This window comes from Actinoplanes sp. L3-i22, from assembly GCF_019704555.1.
In the GTDB taxonomy this organism is placed as follows: domain Bacteria; phylum Actinomycetota; class Actinomycetes; order Mycobacteriales; family Micromonosporaceae; genus Actinoplanes.
This window is the reverse complement of sequence record NZ_AP024745.1, coordinates 3,602,914-3,618,705: the sequence shown is the minus strand read 5'-3', so window position 1 is coordinate 3,618,705 and position 15,792 is coordinate 3,602,914. Positions and strand designations below refer to the sequence as shown.

The window sequence follows — 15,792 nt, the reverse complement described above, 5'->3', positions numbered from 1 at the left end:
CTGTGGACGGGTATCGGCGGGGGATGCGTCTCACCGTCAACGGTGCCCAGCACCATCTCGTCGGGCTGGACCCGCGGACCACGCTGCTCGACGCGCTGCGCGAGCGGCTGCGGCTGACCGGCGCCAAGAAGGGCTGCGACCACGGCCAGTGCGGCGCGTGCACGGTCCTGCTCGACGGCCGCCGGGTCAACAGCTGCCTGATCCTGGCGATCACCCAGCAGGACGCCGCGGTGACCACGGTCGAGGGGCTGGCCGACATGGGTGAGCCGCACCCGGTCCAGCAGGGGTTCCTGGATCACGACGGGTTCCAGTGCGGGTACTGCACGCCGGGCCAGATCTGCTCGGCGGTCGGCATGCTCGACGAGGCCGCCCAGGGCTGGCCGAGCGCGGTGACCGAGACCGACGACCTGCTCAGCGACGCCGAGATCCGCGAGCGGATGAGCGGCAACCTGTGCCGCTGCGGGGCCTACCCGAACATGGTTCCGGCGATCCGGCAGGCGGCGGGCCGATGAAAACCTTCGATTACCGTACGGCCACCGGCCCCGCCGCCGGACTGGAACCGGGCGCGGTGTTCCTGGCCGGCGGCACGAACCTGGTCGACCTGATGAAGCTCGGCGTCGCCACCCCGGACGTGCTCGTCGACGTGAACACCCTGCCGCTGCGGGCGGTGACCGATCTCCCGGACGGCGGGATCCGGATCGGCGCCGCCGTACGCAATAGTGATCTTGCCGCCGATCAGCGGGTGCGAACCGCCTACCCGATGCTCAGTCAGGCCCTGCTGTCCGGCGCGTCCGGGCAGCTGCGGAACATGGCGACGACCGGCGGGAACCTGCTGCAGCGCACCCGGTGCCGGTACTTCATGGACGCGACGATGCCGTGCAACAAGCACCTGCCCGGGTCCGGCTGCCCGGCGCGCGAGGGCGACCACCGCAACCTGGCGATCCTCGGCGGCTCGCCGGCCTGCGTGGCGACCCACCCGTCGGACATGGCGGTCGCGCTCGCGGCCCTCGGCGCGATCGTCCAGGTCGACGGGCCGGCCGGGCCGCGGTCGATCCCGGTGACCGAGCTGTACCGGCTGCCCGGCGACACCCCGGAGCGGGACACCGTGCTGGAGCACGGCGAGCTGATCACCGCGGTGGACGTGCCGGCGCTGCCGTTCGCGGCCCGCTCGCGGTACCGGAAAGCGCGGGACCGGGCGTCCTTCGCGTTCGCGGTCGGTTCCGTCGCGGCGGCGCTGCGGGTGGAAGACGGCCTGGTCCGTGACGTGCGGCTGGCGTTCGGGGCGGTCGCGCCGAAGCCGTGGCGGGCGTTCGCCGCGGAGGAGACGCTGCGCGGGCGGCCGGCGACCGAGGAGCACTTCCGGGCCGCGGCGGACGCCGAGCTGCTGGACGCGGAGCCGTTGCGGGACAACGCGTACAAGATCGTCCTGATCCGGAATCTGACCGCGGCGACGCTCGCCGCGCTGGCGGGAGACGTCCGATGACGAGCATGGCGACGCGTGCCGTCGGCGCACCGGTGGCGCGCCTGGAGGGGCCGGCGAAGGTCTCCGGCGCGGCCCGGTACGCCGCGGAGTACCACCAGGACGGGATGGCCTACGGCTGGATCGTCCAGTCCCCGGTGGCCCGTGGCCGGCTCGACGCGGTCCTGGTCGACCCCACCGACGAGGACGTGCTGGTCGTGCTCTGGCACGGCAACGTCCCGCACCTGGCGGCGTCCGACGACCCCGAGCTCGCCGTCCTGCGGTCCGATCAGATCAGCTACCGCGGCCAGCCGGTCGCCCTGGTGGTCGCCGGCACGCTGGAGGCCGCGCGCCGCGCCGCGCAGGACATCCAGCTCGACATCACCGTCGACGACCATGAGGTCGATCTGCGCGCCGACGACCCGAACCGGTACACCCCGGAGTCGGTCGTCCCGGGCGTGCCCGCCGAGTCGCACACCGGGGACGTGGCGCGGGCGCTGGCCGGCGCCCCGGTGACGATCGACGTCACGTACAGCACCCCGGCGGTGCACAACAGCCCGATGGAGCCGCACGCCACGATCGCCCGCTGGGACGGTCCGGACCTGACGGTGTACGACGCCAACCAGCACCCGTCCGGCATCGCGGAAACCCTGGGCACGATCTTCGGGCTGCCCGCCGAGCGGGTCCACGTGGTCGCCGAGCACATCGGCGGCGGCTTCGGCGCCAAGGGCAGCGCCCGGCCGAACGCCGTGCTGGCCGCGCTCGGCTCACTGGTCACCGGGCGGCCGGTCCAGGTGGCGCTGCCCCGCCAGGCGATGTTCAGCGTCGTCGGCCATCGCGCGCCGACCGTCCAGCGGCTCCGGATCGGGGCGACCGCGGACGGCACGCTGACCGCGATCGATCACCAGACGTGGACGCAGTCGAGCCGGCTGTTCGAGTTCGTCGAGTCGGCGTCGGTCGTCACCCGGAGCATGTACCCGGTGCCGAACCTGCGCACCGGTCACCAGGTCGTCCGGCTCGACGTGCCGACGCCGCGCTGGATGCGGGCGCCCGGCGAGGCGCCCGGGATGGTCGGGCTGGAGTGCGCGCTCGACGAGTTGGCGGTCCGCCTCGGCGTCGACCCGGTCGGGCTGCGGATCCGCAACTCACCGGAGAATCCCCGCTACGTCGAGTGCCTGCGCGGCGGCGCGGAGCGGTTCGGCTGGTCGGGACGGGATCCGCGGCCACGGCAGCGCACCGATGGCGAGTGGCTGACCGGCACCGGGATGGCCGGCGCGACCTACCCGGCGATGGCGATGCCGTCGACCGCCCGGGTGCGCGGACTCGGCGACGGTGAGTACGAGGTGGCGATCGCCGCCACCGACCTGGGCACCGGCGCGCGGACGATCCTCGCGCAGATCGCCGCGGACGAGCTCGACGTGCCGATCGAGCGGATCCACATCCTGATCGGCGACAGCACGCTGCCCCGGGCCTCGGTCGCCGGCGGCTCCTCGGGCAGCGCGTCCTGGGGCTGGGCGGTCACCGGGGCCTGCCGCGAGCTGCGTTCCTCGGGTGCGGACGTGGCCGTTTTCGACACCACGAAACTGGTCGGGGAGCAGAAGGAAGGGCGACACGCCTCCGGCGCGCACTTCGCGGAGGTACGGGTCAGCACCGTCACCGGCGAGATCCGGGTGTCCCGCCTGTTCGGGATGTTCGACGGCGGGCGCATCCTCAACCCGCGTACCGCCCGGTCCCAGTTCCTCGGCGGCATGATCATGGGGATGGGGATGGCGCTGCACGAGGAGTCGGTGCTGGACCCGGCCCAGGGCACCTGGGTGAACCACGACTTCGCGGAGTACCACATCCCGACGCACGCCGACGTCGAGTGGTTCGACGCCGGGTGGCTCGACGCCCCGGAGGACGACCTCAACCCGATGGGCAGCAAGGGGATCGGCGAGGTCGGCATCGTCGGCTCCCCCGCCGCCATCCTCAACGCCGTCTGGCACGCCACCGGCACCCGGATCCGCCACCTCCCCGCCCGCCTCGACAAACTCCTCTGACCACACCCGCACAGCCCCGCCCTCCGTGCCGATCCCGGCCCCCACGCCGCCCCGACCCACGCCGCGACCCCAGCGCGCGCGGCGGTCGCGGACTCGGCTGGCGGCCAGGGCTGTTTCGGGGTGCCGGAGGCAGCCCCCAGCACCAGCCGGGAGCGGGAGGCGCGGCTGGGCCTTGACCCGGCGGGCGGCTTGCGGGGGTCCTTTGAAACCGCAACCACCCTCGGACGCCGCCCTGGAGGGCTTCGCGTTCTGGGCGCCCCGCGCCCTGCGAAGCCCGGAAGGGTCCCCGCGGGAGCGACGATCAGTTATTGGCCGCAGCGTAGGCAATGAAGAAGTTGATCTTGATGTTTCCGGGCATCGCCCTGGGCGAAGGAGGCCGCCGCGGACCGGATGGCTGCTCCGGGAGATTGTCGTAGGGCTGCGGCATGATTAGGAGGACAACGAGGAGCACGGTTGAACCTGAACGACGCGCGGGAGACGGCGCTCGCCCTGATGGCCCGGCACGGCCTGACCACGTGGCGCCTGACCTTCGACGACGCCAAGACCCGCGCCGGTGTGTGCCGCGCCGACCGCAAGGAGATCGGGCTCTCCCGCCCCCTGGTCGAGTTGTACGCGCCCGAGCAGGTCATCGAGACGATCCTGCACGAGATCGCGCACGCCCTGGTCGGCCCGCGGCACGGGCACAACGCGGTGTGGCGGGCCACCGCGATCCGGATCGGCTGCTCGGGGCGGCGATGTGTGCCCGCCGAGGCGCCCCGGGTGGACGGGGCCTGGCTGGGGGTCTGCCGGTCCGGTCACCGCACCACCGCGCATCGGCAGCCGGTCCGGGTGAAGTCGTGCCGGGAGTGTTCGCCGCGGTTCGACCGGTTCGCGCTGTTCGCCTGGACGTACCGGGGGCATCCGGCGGCGCTGCACCCGGCCTACGCGGCGGAGCTGACCCGGATCCGGTCGCGCGGCGCGCGGCCCTCCGGTCAGCCCGGGATCGGTGACCAGGTCCGGCTGACCGGCGCCGGGAAGTACGGCGGGCTGACCGGGACGATCGTCAAGCAGGGGCGCACCCGCTTTCAGATCAGGACGGCGAAGGGCCTGCTGAACGCCCCGTTCACGATGGTCGAGCCGGCCGCCGGATAAGAAGCCGGCCGCCGGATAAGACGGAGCGGGCGCCCCCGGAAACCCGGGGACGCCCGCTTGCGCGATCTACTTACTCGGTCTTACTTGGTGAGCGGCGCGAGCTTCGGGTCGTTGGCGTACGACTCGGCGGCGTTCGCCTTGGTGACGATGACCGGCGGGAGCAGGTACGCCGGGACGACCTTGGTGCCGTTGTTGTACGACTTGTCGTCGTTCACGGTCGGGGTGGCACCGGTCTGCAGGGTCTTGACCATGTTGATGGTCTCGGCAACCAGCTTGCGGGTGTCCTTGTTGATCGTGGAGTACTGCTCGCCAGCCATGATCGACTTGACCGACTCGGCCTCGGAGTCCTGGCCGGTGACGACCGGGATCGGCTTGCCGGCACCCTTGACCGAGGTGATGATGGCGCGGGCCAGGGTGTCGTTCGGGGAGAGCACGCCGTCCAGGGTCTTGCTGCCGTTGTAGGTCGAGTTCAGCAGCGAGTCCATGCGGCTCTGCGCGCCCTCGGCCTTCCAGCCCTGGATCGCGGTCTGCTTGACGTCCTTCTGGCCGGAGCCGACGACGACGTCACCCTTGTCGATCAGCGGCTTGAGCACGTCCATCGCGCCGTTGAAGAAGACTCCGGCGTTGTTGTCGTCCGGCGAGCCGGAGAACAGCTCGACGGTCCACGGGCCGGTCGGCTTCTTGGCCTTCATGCCGTCCAGCAGGGCCTGGCCCTGGAGCTGGCCGACCTTGAAGTTGTCGAACGCGATGTAGTAGTCCACGTCCGCGGTGTTGGTGATCAGGCGGTCGTAGGCGATGACCTTCGCGCCGGCCGCGTGGGCCGCCGACACCTGGGTGGACAGCTGGGCGGCGTCGGTCGCGCCGATGACGATGACCTTCGCGCCCTTGGTCACCATCGCGGTGATCTGCGCCTGCTGGTCGGCGACCGTGGTCGACGCGCCGGCGTACTGCACGTCGGACTGGAAGCCGGCGTCCTTGAGGCCGTTGGTGAACAGGTCACCCGCGAGCACCCAGTTCTCCGAGGTCTTCGACGGCAGGGCCACGCCGATCAGGGCGTCCTTGGCGAAGCCCGCGGCCGGGGCGGCGGAGTCACCGTTGGAGGTGCCCTCACGGTCGCTGGAGCAGCCGGTCATGGCGAGCGCGACGGCCGCACCGACGGCAACGCTCTTGATCAGAAAGTTACGACGCATGGAAATTAATACCCTTCTCAGGAGCGGGCCGCAGGCTGCTTCTCGATGCTCGGTTCGGATGACGTGCCGGCCGCTGCCTCATGCCCGGAGCGGAAATTGCGCGTCAGTGAACCGATGATCGAGAAACGACCCTGCTTCTTGTTGTAGACATCCAGGGCGACGGCGCCGAGCAGGAACAGACCCTTGATGATCTGGACCATGTCGGAGCCGGTGCCCGTCAACTGCAGACCGTTGTTGAGCACGGCCATGACGAGACCGCCGACGATGGAACCGCCGACCGTCCCGAGACCACCCGAGACCGCCGCGCCGCCGATGAAGACCGCGGCGATCGCGTCGAGTTCCCAGCTGAGTCCGTCCTGCGGGCCGGAGGCCGCGGACCGGGCCACGAAGATCATGCCGGCCAGGGCGGCCAGGACGGACATGTTCATCATGACGAAGAAGTTCACCCGGCGTAGTTTCACGCCGGACAGCTCGGCGGCACGCGAGTTGCCGCCGACCGCATAGATGTGCCGGCCGCCCGCGGTGTTCCGGGTGTAGAACGAGTACGCGAGAACCAGGACGGCGAGGATGATGCCGGAGATCGGGAAGCTGGTGCCCACCCGGCCACCGGCGAAGCGCAGCGCGACGAAGACGATCACGGCGATCATCACCACGATGCGCAGGATCGCGATCCACAGCGGAGCGGGCTCGGCCCCCTCCATCTGCGTGCGCACCTGCCGGGACCGCAGCTCACGCCAGACCACCGCGACGCAGGCGAGCAGGCCGAGCAGCAGCGTGAGGTTGTTGTACCCGGTATCCGGGCCGACCTCGGGCAGGTAACCGGCGCCGATCTCCCGGAAGCCCTGCGGCACCGGAACGGTGTCGGCGTTACCGATGTACTGGTTGCCGCCGCGGAAGAGCAGCATGCCGGCCAGCGTGACGATGAAGGCGGGAATCCCGACGTACGCCACCCAGAAGCCCTGCCAGGCGCCGATCAGCGCGCCGACGACCAGGCCGAGCACGATGCCGACCGGCCACGGCACGTTGTGTTCGGTGATCGCCTTGGCCACCACGATGCCGGTGAACGCGGCGACCGAGCCGACCGACAGGTCGATGTGGCCGGCCACGATCACCATCAGCATGCCGATGGACAGCACCGAGATGTACGCGTACTGCTGGGTCAGGGCGATCATGTTGCCCGACTGCAGGGTCAACCCGCCGGTCTTGGCCTGGAAGAACAGGATGATCGCCACCAGCGTGAAGATCATCCCGAACTGGCGGGCGTTCGAGGTCGTACCCCCGAAGAGGTTCTTCTGTAGCTCTTTAATCCGACTCATGACGTGGCCAGCTTCTTCGTGGAGGTCATCTGCTTCATGAGGGTTTCCGGGTTGGCGTCAGCCCGCGAGATCTCGCCGGTGATCGTGCCCTCGAAGACCGTGTAGATCCGGTCGCAGAGCCCGATCAGCTCGGGCAACTCGGAGGAGATCACCACGACCCCGCGGCCCTCGGACGCGAGTTCCTGGATGATCCCGTAGATCTCGTACTTCGCACCGACGTCGATACCGCGCGTCGGCTCGTCCAGGATCAGCAGGTCCGGGTCGGTGAACATCCACTTCGCCAGGACGACCTTCTGCTGATTGCCGCCGGAGAGCTTGGTGACGCCCTCGTCGACGGTGGGCGTCTTGATCCGCAGGCTCTTGCGGTACGCCTCGGCCTCGCGGTACTCCTTGGCCTCGTCCAGCACCCCGTTGTGGGTGATCTTCGAGAGCTTCGCGGCGACGACCGAGGTCTTGATGTCGTCCAGCAGGTTCAGGCCGACCGCCTTGCGGTCCTCGCTGACGTAGGCCAGACCGTTGGCGATCGCGTCGGCGACCGACTTGAGCTGGATCTCCCTACCGTCCTTGAAGATCTGCCCGCTCTCGTAGACGCCGTAGGAGCGACCGAAAAGGCTCATCGCCAGCTCGGTGCGCCCGGCACCCATCAGACCGGCGAACCCGACGATCTCCCCGCGTCGCACGGTGAAGTTCGAGTTCTTGCAGACCAGGCGGTCGGCGGAGATCGGGTGCCGGACCGTCCAGCCGCGCACCTCGAAGAACACCTCGCCGATGTTCGGCGTGTGGTCCGGGAAGCGGCTGCTCAGGTCGCGGCCGACCATCCCGCGGACGATCCGGTCCTCGTCGGCGCCCTCGCCCTTGACGTCGATCGTCTCGATCGTCTTCCCGTCGCGCAGGATCGTGATCGAGTCGGCGATCGCCTCGATCTCGTTCAGCTTGTGCGAGATCATGATCGAGGTGATGCCGCGCTGCTTGAACCCGCGCAGCAGGTCGAGCAGGTGCTGCGAGTCGTTCTCGTTCAGCGCGGCGGTCGGCTCGTCCAGGATCAGCAGCTGCACGTCCTTCGCGAACGCCTTCGCGATCTCGACGAGCTGCTGCTTGCCCACCCCGATGTCCTTGATCAGGGTGTCCGGGTCCTCTTTCAGCCCGACCATCGCCATCAGCTCGATGGCCTTGCTGTTCGCGGCCTTCCAGTCGATCCGGCCGTACCGGCGCGGCTCGTTGCCCAGGAAGATGTTCTCCGTGATCGACATCCCCGGGACGAGCGCGAGCTCCTGGTGGATGATCACGATGCCGGCGTGCTCACTGGCGCGGATGTCGGAGAACCTCGCCTCGGCGCCCCGATAGACGATCGAGCCCTCGTACGACCCGAACCCGTAGACGCCGCTGAGGACCTTCATCAAGGTCGACTTGCCGGCGCCGTTCTCCCCGCAGATCGCGTGGATCTCACCGTCACGGACGGTGAGGTTCACGTCGGACAACGCCTTGACGCCGGGGAAGGTCTTGGTAATAGACCGCATCTCCAGCAGTGGCGGAGCAGCGCTCATGCCGCCTCCCAACAGGTCTTTTGCAGATATCTACATGCGTGACGTCAGCGTTTCCAGACTGTAAATCTTATTTATTTACTAAGTCAACGGGTAGGTGGCATCATGGTCGGCATCGATCAGGTAACGACCGGGAGGCGCTACTCCGGTGCGGCGTACAGGAACCAACCTTCCGAAAGTCGGCCAGTACAATCGGGCCGTCGTTCTCGACCAGATCCAGCTCGCCGACGGCATCAGCCGGGTCGAGATCGCCGAGTCCACCGGGCTCACCCCGCAGACCGTCTCCGGCATCGTCCGGCGACTGATCACCGAGGGCATCGTCCGGGAGGACGGCGCGGCCGCGTCCAGCGGCGGTAAACCGCGCACCCGGCTGCGGGTCAACGCCGACGCCGGCCTGGCGGTCGGCGTGCACTTCGACCCGTTCCAACTGTCCTGTGTGGTCACCGACCTGCTCGGCCGGCCGCTGGTCAAGCTGCAGCAGCCGGTGGTGCCCGGGGCCTCCCCCGCGGAGATCACCGCGACCATCGCCGGCCTGGTCGAGGACATGCTGGCCACCACCGGCGTGGCCCGTGACCGGGTGCTCGGCCTCGGCCTGGCCACCCCCGGCCCGATCGATCAGGCGCTCGGCGCGCTGGTCGGGCCGCCGCAGCTGATGGGCTGGACCCGGGTCGCGCTCAAGGACATGCTGGTCGAGGCGACCGGCCTGCCGGTGACCCTGGACAACGACGCGACCGCCGCGGCGATCGGCGAGTGCTGGGCCGGCGCGGGCCGCGGCGTGGCCGATTTCGCCTACTTCTTCTTCGGCGCCGGTGTCGGTGGCGGGTTGATACTGGACAACCAGGTCTATCGGGGCGGCTCGATGAACGCCGCCGAGTTCGGCCACCAGTCGGTCCAGCCGGACGGCCCGGAGTGCTACTGCGGGAACCACGGCTGCCTGGAGAGCCTGATCAGCCCGAACGCGCTGGTCGCGGCGAGCGGGCTGGGCACCTACGCCGCGCTGCGGCAGGGCGTGGTCGACGGCGATCCGATGGCCGTCAAGGTGGTCGAGGTGGCTGCGGCGCACCTGGCCACCGCGGTCGTCAACGTCGCCAACATCCTCGACATCGACCTGGTCGTGCTCGGCGGCCACGGGCTGCGCCACCTGGAGACCCGCTTCCGCGACGCCACCGCGCGGGCGCTCGCCACCCGGCCGCTGGCCCGCAGCATCCGCACCGTGCGGGTCGAGGTCTCCCCGCTCGGCGCGGACGCCGCGATGGTCGGGGCGGCGGCGCTGGTGCTGCACACGACGTACTCGCCGCAGGTCTCGGACCTGCTCTCGCTGTAGGCCTGGGCCGGGTCCGGCAGCGAGGTCAGCCGGCGGCTCGAGCGCCGCCGACCAGCAACAACGACTTGCCGACTGTGGCGCGCGAGGCGAGTGCGCGGTGCGCGTCAGCGGCGCGTTCCAGTGGATAGGTGGCGCCCACCGCCGGGCGCAGCTGCCCCCGCGCGGCCCGCTCCAGGGCCAGACCCAGCAGTTCGCGGACGGTCTGCCGGTTCGGTGGGCCGTCCAGCAGCGGAGTGCACACCTGGATGCCGCGACGCGCGGCCACCTCGGAATCCGGGGCGGCCAAACCGTCGCCGGAGCCGTAGGTGATGAACCGGCCGCCGTCGGCCACCGCGTCCAAGGTCGCCGTGCCCAGCGGCCCACCCGCCCCGTCATAGACCAGGGCGGCACCGCCACCGGTGGCCTCCCGCACCCGGCTGATCCAGTCCGGCCGGGTGTAGTCGACGGTGATCGTCGCGCCCAGCCGGCGAGCGAGGGCCCGCTTGACATCGCTGGACGCGGCGGCCACCACCCGGGCTCCGGCGTCGACGGCCAGCTGCACCAGCAGTGATCCGGCGCCACCGGCAGCCGCCGAGACCAGCACCCAGGCGCCCCTCTCCGGCATGCCCAGGCGGTCCATGCCGAGCGCGGTCACACCGTCGTGCACCAGCGCCGCGGCCGTCTCGAAGGACAGGCCGTCCGGCACCGGCATGATCTCCCCGACGTCCGCGACGACGCGCTCGGCGTAACCGGCGCCGGCCCGTACCACCACCCGCCGATCGATCCAGGCCGGGTCCACCCCGTCGCCGGTCGCCACCACCACGCCCGCTCCGCCACCGCCCGGCACGTAGGGCAACGTCAGCGGGAAGAAGTTCTGTCCCCAGCCGCCGCGCAGCAGGGTGTCGAGGAAGATGACGTCGGCGGCCGCCATGCCGATGACGACCTGACCGGGACCGGGCACCGGTTCGGGTAGTTCCGCGACCGTCAGCACTTCCGGTCCGCCGAACGTGGCTACCTGGATTGCGCGCATGCGCGGGGCCCCTCCCCAAGAGACAGCATCCCGGACAGTGTTCAAGCTCAACGTCGCTTGAGGTCAAGACGCGCGCGAACGCCGGGGCCGGGCCTAGTCGGCCGCGGGCTGGGGTTTCCAGCCCAGGGCCGGGGCGACCTCGGTGGCGATCAGCTCCAGCGCGCGGATCGCCGCGTCGAGCTCCGGCACGCCCGGGTTGAACTGGGTGATCAGGTCGGTGGCGACCGGCAGGACCTTCTCCTGCTGGAACGCGGCGACGATCTCGTCCGGGTGGCCGTAGAAGGCGTGGAAGCGGCGCAGGTACTCCTCCAGGGTCTGCCCGGCCGGGAACGTGCCGCGGGAGACGAAGTTCGCGGTGGCGCGCAGCACGCCCTCCTCGATCTGGGTCAGCGCCGCCCGCTTGTCGCGGGCCGGGAAGACGAACCGGGAGAGACCGATGCGCGGCGGTCGCGGTTGCCGCCATTTTCCGAGGTACGTGTCGGCCCACCCGCGCTGGATCTCGTCGGTCGACTCGTCGTACCCGTAGGTCGCCCGGTTGAGCAGCAGGTTCGCGCCCGCCTCGGCCGCGTAGCCGGCGCCGGCGTCGCTGAAGACGCCCTGCCACACCCGGTCGCTGAAGTCCCCGGCGATCGGCGGCTGGATGGTGAACCCGGGCGTGCCGACCTCCTCCCCCGCCAGCGCCCGGCGCAGCACCGCGAAGTGCTCGGTGGTCAGCTCGCGGCGGTGCTCGAAGTCGGCGCCGAACGCCGCGTACTCCTGCGGGCCGGAGCCGCTGCCGACGCCGATCTCGACCCGGCCGCCGCTGAGCGTGTCGACCACGGCGACGTCCTCGGCGAGCCGGATCGGGTGTTCCAGCGGCAGGATGGTGATCGCGGTGGCCAGCCGGATCCGCTTGGTCCGGGCGGCCGCGTGGGCCAGGAACGTCCACGGCGAGGAGAGCCCGCCGCCGTGGATCGGCAGGTGGTGCTGGGCCACCCAGCCGACGTCGAAGCCGAGCTCGTCGGCGACGACGAACAGCTCCTGCGCGTCGCGGTAGGCCTGGGCGTGCTCGCCGCGGCCCTGGACGTGGGTGAGGAAACCGAGCCGGATGCTCATACCGTGCTCCAACGGTTCGCGGGGATCGGCAACCCGAGGTTGCCGCGGAGGGTGGCCGACTCGTACTCGGTGCGGAACAGGCCGTCGGACTGCAGCAGCGGGACCACGTCGGCGACGAAGCGGTTCAGGTCCTCACTCGTACGGAAACCGATGTTGAGCCCGTCGAAAGTGCCCGCGGCGAACCACTCGGCGATCGTCGCGGCCACGGTCTTCGGATCCCCGGTGAACGGGGACGGCTGGTACTCGGTGAACGCCAGGACCGTCTCGCGCAGGGTGAGGTTCTCCGCGCGGGCGCGCTCGACGATCGCGGCGCCGCGGGTCCGGCCGCTCTTCTCGGCCAGGTGGGCGACGTCCGGGAACGGGGCGTCCAGGTCGTGCCGGGCGAAGTCGTAGGCGCCGAACGAGCGGCCGAACTGGGCGAGCTTGCGGGTGAAGTCGTTGTCCGCCTCGAAGATCTCCCGGGACAGCCGGTGCGCCTCCTCGTCGGTGCCGGCGATCACCGGCTGGGCGCCCAGGAAGATCTTCACGTGATCCGGGTTCCGGCCCTTGGAGAGCGCGCGCCGCTTGATGTCCGCGTAATACGCCTGGACCTTGTCGAGCGATCCGCCGGGCGCGTAGATCCCCTCGGCGACCTCGGCGGCCAGGTTGCGGCCCTCCTCGGACACCCCGGCCTGGAAGATCACCGGCTGGCCCTGCTCGGACCGGGAGAGGTTCAGCGGGCCGGCCACCCGGAAGTGCTCGCCCTCGTGGTTCAGCGCGTGCAGCTTCGCCGGGTCGACGAACAGGTCCCGCTCGACGTCGGCCGGGAACGCGTCGTCCTCATAGGAATCCCAGAGCCCGCGTACGACCTGGACGTGCTCCAGCGCGCGGCCGTACCGGGTCGCGTAGTCGAGGTGCTCGTCCAGCCCGTAGTTGCGCGACGTGCCGGAGTCCAGGCTGGTCACCACGTTCCAGCCGGCCCGCCCGTGGCTGATGTGGTCCAGCGAGGCGAACCGGCGGGCCACGTTGAACGGCGAGTTGTACGTCGAGCTGAGCGTCCCGACCAGCCCGATGTGCCGGGTGTGGGTGGCCACCGCGGACAGCAGGGTGAGCGGTTCCAGGCGGTTCAGGTAGTGCGGCGGGTACGTCGCGTCGATGAACTGGCTGTCCACGATGAACAGCGCGTCGAACCTCGCGTGCTCGGCCGCCCTGGCCTGGGCGATGTACCAGTCGATGTCGATGCTGGCGTTGTTCGGGACCCGCGGGTCCTTCCACAGGCTGTGCTGGCCGGGGCCGCCGACGCCGTACGCGCGCAGCGCCAGATGGATCTTCCGGGTCGTCATGCGGTGACCGCCTTTCGCAGGGTCGGGACCGAATTGATCAGCAACTTCGTGTAGTCGTGCCGGGGGTCGGTGATCACCTGGCGGGTGGGGCCGTCCTCGACGATCTCGCCCTGGTAGAGGACGGCGATCCGGTCGGCGATCCCGGCCACCGAGCCCAGGTCGTGCGAGATGAACAGCAGCGCGGTGCCGGCGTCGCGCAGCTCCTTGAGCAGCTCCAGGACGCGGACCCGGTTGGCCGAGTCGAGCGCGCTGACCGGCTCGTCGAGCAGAATCAGCCGGGGTTCGCTGACCAGGGCCCGGGCCACTGCCACCCGTTGCCGCTGGCCGCCGGAGAGCTCCGCGGGCAGGCGGTCGAGCAGCGAGGCGTCGAGGCGCACCCGATCGAGATATTTACCGACATTTCCGGTACGACCTTGAATCCGCAACGGTTCCGCCAAGGACTCGGCAACCGTCAGATCCGGATCGAGACTGCGCAGCGGGTCCTGGAAGACATACTGCAGGACACCGCGACGCCGGAACGCCCGCCACCGCCGCGGGCGGAACGCGCTCACCTCGTCGCCGTCGATAACGATCTTGCCGGACGAGACCCGGACCAGGCCGAGGATCGCGCGGGCCAGGGTGGACTTGCCGGACCCGGTCTCGCCGATGACCCCGACCGTCTCCCCCGGCGCCAGCGCGAGATCGACACCACGCAGCGCGTGGAACTTGCCGTAGTGGACGTTCAGATCGCTGATCTCAAGAAGAGACAAGATACTTCTCCAATCCGTACGACTCGTGCTCGTCGATCAGGAGCCGGGTGTACTCGTGCCGCGGCGCGTGCAGCACCTGCTCCACCGGCCCCTGCTCGACCACCTCGCCGGCCCGCATCACCAGCACCTCCTCGCAGAGCTGCGCGACCACGGCCAGGTCGTGCGAGACCACCACGAGCGCCAGCCCCGTCTCCGCGCGCAGCGACGCCAGCAGCGCGAGGATCTCCGCCTGCACGGTCACGTCGAGCGCGGTGGTGGCCTCGTCGGCGATCAGGATCTTGGGCTCGGCCGCGATGGCGGTGGCGATCAGGGCGCGCTGCAGCATTCCGCCGGAGAGCTCGTGCGGGTACTGGCCGGCCACGGTCGCGGGGTTCCGGAGGCGGACGGCGTCGAGCAGCTCGACCGCCCGTACCCTCGCAATCCGCCTTTTGGTGTTGAGTTTGACCTGGATCACCTCGGCGATCTGGGACCCGATCGTCAGGGAGGGGTTGAGGTAGGAGGCCGGGTCCTGGAAGACCGCGCTGATCGTCGAGCCGCGCAGGGCGGTCCACTCGCGCGGGCCGAGGCCGGCCAGGTCCCGGCCGTCGAGCTCGATCCGGCCGTCCACGGTGAACCCCTCGGGGAGGATGCCGAGGGCGGCCCGGCAGGTCAGCGTCTTGCCGCTGCCGGACTCCCCGACGATCCCGACCACGCCGCCGGGTTCCAGGGCGAACGACACCCCGCGCACGAACGTCTCCGCGCCGCGCCCGATCCGGACGTCCTGGAGCTCAAGCAGGGACATGACGCTTCCTCCTCAGCAGCTCGCGCCCGGCCGCGCCGGAGACGTCCCGGATCGCGTCGGCGAGCAGGTTGCAGGCCCACACGGTGGCCATGATCAGCGCGGTCGGCACCAGCGGCGCCCACGGCCGGAAACTCAGGTAGCCGAGGTCGGCGGCGAGCACCCCGCCCCAGGTCGGCGCGGGCGGCTGCACCCCGATGCCGAGGAAGGTCAGGCTGGACACCACCACGAAGCCGACGCCGGCCGTGTTGGCCAGGGCGACCGCGATCGGCGGCAGCACCTTGACCCAGACGTGCCTACGGACCACCCAGCCGACCGAGGCGCCGGCGATGATCGCCGCCTCGACGTACGGCGAGCGCGCCACCGACAGCGTCGCGGCCCGCGACACCCGGTAGAACAGCGGCGAGATCAGGATCCCGACGGTGAACATCGCCTGCGGGATGCCGTTGCCCAGCAGCGCGGTCACCGCGACCGCGAAGACCAGGAACGGCAGCGCGATCAGGGTGTCGGCCAGGCGCAGCGTGAGCCACTCGAAGACGGTGCCGAGGTAGACGCTGAGGATCCCCGGGATCACCCCGGCGACCAGCGCGACCAGCACCACCTGCACCGAGCCGAGCACGCTGACCCGGGAGCCGTCGAGCAGCCGGCTGAGCACGTCCCGGCCCAGGTAGTCGGTGCCCAGCCAGTGCGCGCCGGAGGGCGGGGTGAGCACCTCGGCGCCGCCCGCGAGCGGGTCGTGCGGGGCGAGCAGCGGGCCGAGGATCGCGAGCAGCACGACCGCGAGCAGGATGCCGGCGGCGATCCGCCCGGTGGCCAGCCCGAGAACGCGGCGGACCATG

14 protein-coding genes are annotated in these 15,792 nt (G+C 70.6%); 5 read left to right on the top strand and 9 right to left on the bottom strand.

The features are described 5' to 3' along the window. Nucleotides 1–23: 23 nt before the first annotated feature. The 4 genes from L3i22_RS16025 (at nucleotide 24) to L3i22_RS16010 (ending at nucleotide 4,629) form a co-directional block, all read left to right on the top strand. A complete protein-coding gene (locus tag L3i22_RS16025) occupies nucleotides 24–512 on the top strand; it encodes a (2Fe-2S)-binding protein (protein ID WP_221327758.1) in 489 nt (162 codons plus the stop codon). Further along, nucleotides 509–1,483, top strand: a complete 975-nt coding sequence (locus L3i22_RS16020; RefSeq protein ID WP_221327757.1) for a xanthine dehydrogenase family protein subunit M — start codon at nucleotides 509–511, stop codon at nucleotides 1,481–1,483. The genes L3i22_RS16025 and L3i22_RS16020 overlap by 4 nt, the downstream gene beginning before the upstream one ends. A 5-nt stretch (nucleotides 1,484–1,488) precedes the next feature. Further along, a complete protein-coding gene (locus L3i22_RS16015) occupies nucleotides 1,489–3,498 on the top strand; it encodes a xanthine dehydrogenase family protein molybdopterin-binding subunit (protein WP_221327756.1) in 2,010 nt (669 codons plus the stop codon). 453 nt (nucleotides 3,499–3,951) lie between these two features. Then, nucleotides 3,952–4,629, top strand: a complete 678-nt coding sequence (locus tag L3i22_RS16010; protein ID WP_255658278.1) for a SprT-like domain-containing protein — start codon at nucleotides 3,952–3,954, stop codon at nucleotides 4,627–4,629. 80 nt (nucleotides 4,630–4,709) lie between these two features. On the opposite strand, the gene L3i22_RS16005 is transcribed toward L3i22_RS16010, so the two are convergent. From L3i22_RS16005 to mmsA, 3 genes are read right to left on the bottom strand one after another with little or no spacing between them, the layout of a single operon-like run. Next, entirely contained in the window at nucleotides 4,710–5,819 is a 1,110-nt protein-coding gene (locus L3i22_RS16005; RefSeq protein WP_221327755.1) for a sugar-binding protein, read from the bottom strand. Nucleotides 5,820–5,836: 17 nt separating this feature from the next. Next, complete coding sequence (gene mmsB / locus L3i22_RS16000) at nucleotides 5,837–7,135, bottom strand: multiple monosaccharide ABC transporter permease (RefSeq protein ID WP_221327754.1); 1,299 nt, start codon at nucleotides 7,133–7,135, stop codon at nucleotides 5,837–5,839. After that, a complete protein-coding gene (mmsA, locus tag L3i22_RS15995) occupies nucleotides 7,132–8,679 on the bottom strand; it encodes a multiple monosaccharide ABC transporter ATP-binding protein (RefSeq protein ID WP_221327753.1) in 1,548 nt (515 codons plus the stop codon). Before mmsA ends, mmsB begins: the two co-directional genes overlap by 4 nt. Before the next feature lie 145 nt (nucleotides 8,680–8,824). Between mmsA and L3i22_RS15990 the strand changes: the two genes are divergently transcribed. After that, nucleotides 8,825–10,000, top strand: coding sequence for an ROK family transcriptional regulator (locus L3i22_RS15990; RefSeq protein WP_221327752.1), 1,176 nt, complete (start codon nucleotides 8,825–8,827; stop codon nucleotides 9,998–10,000). A 25-nt stretch (nucleotides 10,001–10,025) separates the two neighbouring features. On the opposite strand, the gene L3i22_RS15985 is transcribed toward L3i22_RS15990, so the two are convergent. From L3i22_RS15985 to L3i22_RS15960, 6 genes are all read right to left on the bottom strand, one after another. After that, entirely contained in the window at nucleotides 10,026–11,009 is a 984-nt protein-coding gene (locus tag L3i22_RS15985) for a zinc-binding dehydrogenase (protein ID WP_221327751.1), read from the bottom strand. Between the two features lie 93 nt (nucleotides 11,010–11,102). Continuing rightward, nucleotides 11,103–12,104, bottom strand: a complete 1,002-nt coding sequence (locus L3i22_RS15980) for an LLM class flavin-dependent oxidoreductase (RefSeq protein ID WP_255658277.1) — start codon at nucleotides 12,102–12,104, stop codon at nucleotides 11,103–11,105. Then, nucleotides 12,101–13,426: an NtaA/DmoA family FMN-dependent monooxygenase gene (locus L3i22_RS15975; protein ID WP_221327750.1), complete on the bottom strand. Its 1,326-nt coding sequence runs from the start codon at nucleotides 13,424–13,426 to the stop codon at nucleotides 12,101–12,103. Before L3i22_RS15975 ends, L3i22_RS15980 begins: the two co-directional genes overlap by 4 nt. Next, nucleotides 13,423–14,175 carry an ABC transporter ATP-binding protein gene (locus L3i22_RS15970; protein ID WP_221327749.1) on the bottom strand — a complete coding sequence of 251 codons (753 nt, stop codon included), beginning with the start codon at nucleotides 14,173–14,175 and terminating at the stop codon, nucleotides 13,423–13,425. Before L3i22_RS15970 ends, L3i22_RS15975 begins: the two co-directional genes overlap by 4 nt. After that, nucleotides 14,162–14,956 carry an ABC transporter ATP-binding protein gene (locus L3i22_RS15965; RefSeq protein ID WP_221327748.1) on the bottom strand — a complete coding sequence of 265 codons (795 nt, stop codon included), beginning with the start codon at nucleotides 14,954–14,956 and terminating at the stop codon, nucleotides 14,162–14,164. The genes L3i22_RS15970 and L3i22_RS15965 overlap by 14 nt, the downstream gene beginning before the upstream one ends. Then, entirely contained in the window at nucleotides 14,943–15,791 is an 849-nt protein-coding gene (locus L3i22_RS15960) for an ABC transporter permease (protein WP_221327747.1), read from the bottom strand. Before L3i22_RS15960 ends, L3i22_RS15965 begins: the two co-directional genes overlap by 14 nt. Nucleotide 15,792: the final 1 nt, after the last annotated feature.

Coding starts and splice junctions, on each gene's coding strand:
- L3i22_RS16025 (WP_221327758.1), top strand. CDS start 24: ATGCGTCTCACCGTCAACGGTGCCCAGCACCATCTCGTCGGGCTGGAC.
- L3i22_RS16020 (WP_221327757.1), top strand. CDS start 509: ATGAAAACCTTCGATTACCGTACGGCCACCGGCCCCGCCGCCGGACTG.
- L3i22_RS16015 (WP_221327756.1), top strand. CDS start 1,489: ATGGCGACGCGTGCCGTCGGCGCACCGGTGGCGCGCCTGGAGGGGCCG.
- L3i22_RS16005 (WP_221327755.1), bottom strand. CDS start 5,819: ATGCGTCGTAACTTTCTGATCAAGAGCGTTGCCGTCGGTGCGGCCGTC.
- mmsB (WP_221327754.1), bottom strand. CDS start 7,135: ATGAGTCGGATTAAAGAGCTACAGAAGAACCTCTTCGGGGGTACGACC.
- mmsA (WP_221327753.1), bottom strand. CDS start 8,679: ATGAGCGCTGCTCCGCCACTGCTGGAGATGCGGTCTATTACCAAGACC.
- L3i22_RS15985 (WP_221327751.1), bottom strand. CDS start 11,009: ATGCGCGCAATCCAGGTAGCCACGTTCGGCGGACCGGAAGTGCTGACG.
- L3i22_RS15980 (WP_255658277.1), bottom strand. CDS start 12,104: ATGAGCATCCGGCTCGGTTTCCTCACCCACGTCCAGGGCCGCGGCGAG.
- L3i22_RS15975 (WP_221327750.1), bottom strand. CDS start 13,426: ATGACGACCCGGAAGATCCATCTGGCGCTGCGCGCGTACGGCGTCGGC.
- L3i22_RS15965 (WP_221327748.1), bottom strand. CDS start 14,956: ATGTCCCTGCTTGAGCTCCAGGACGTCCGGATCGGGCGCGGCGCGGAG.
- L3i22_RS15960 (WP_221327747.1), bottom strand. CDS start 15,791: ATGGTCCGCCGCGTTCTCGGGCTGGCCACCGGGCGGATCGCCGCCGGC.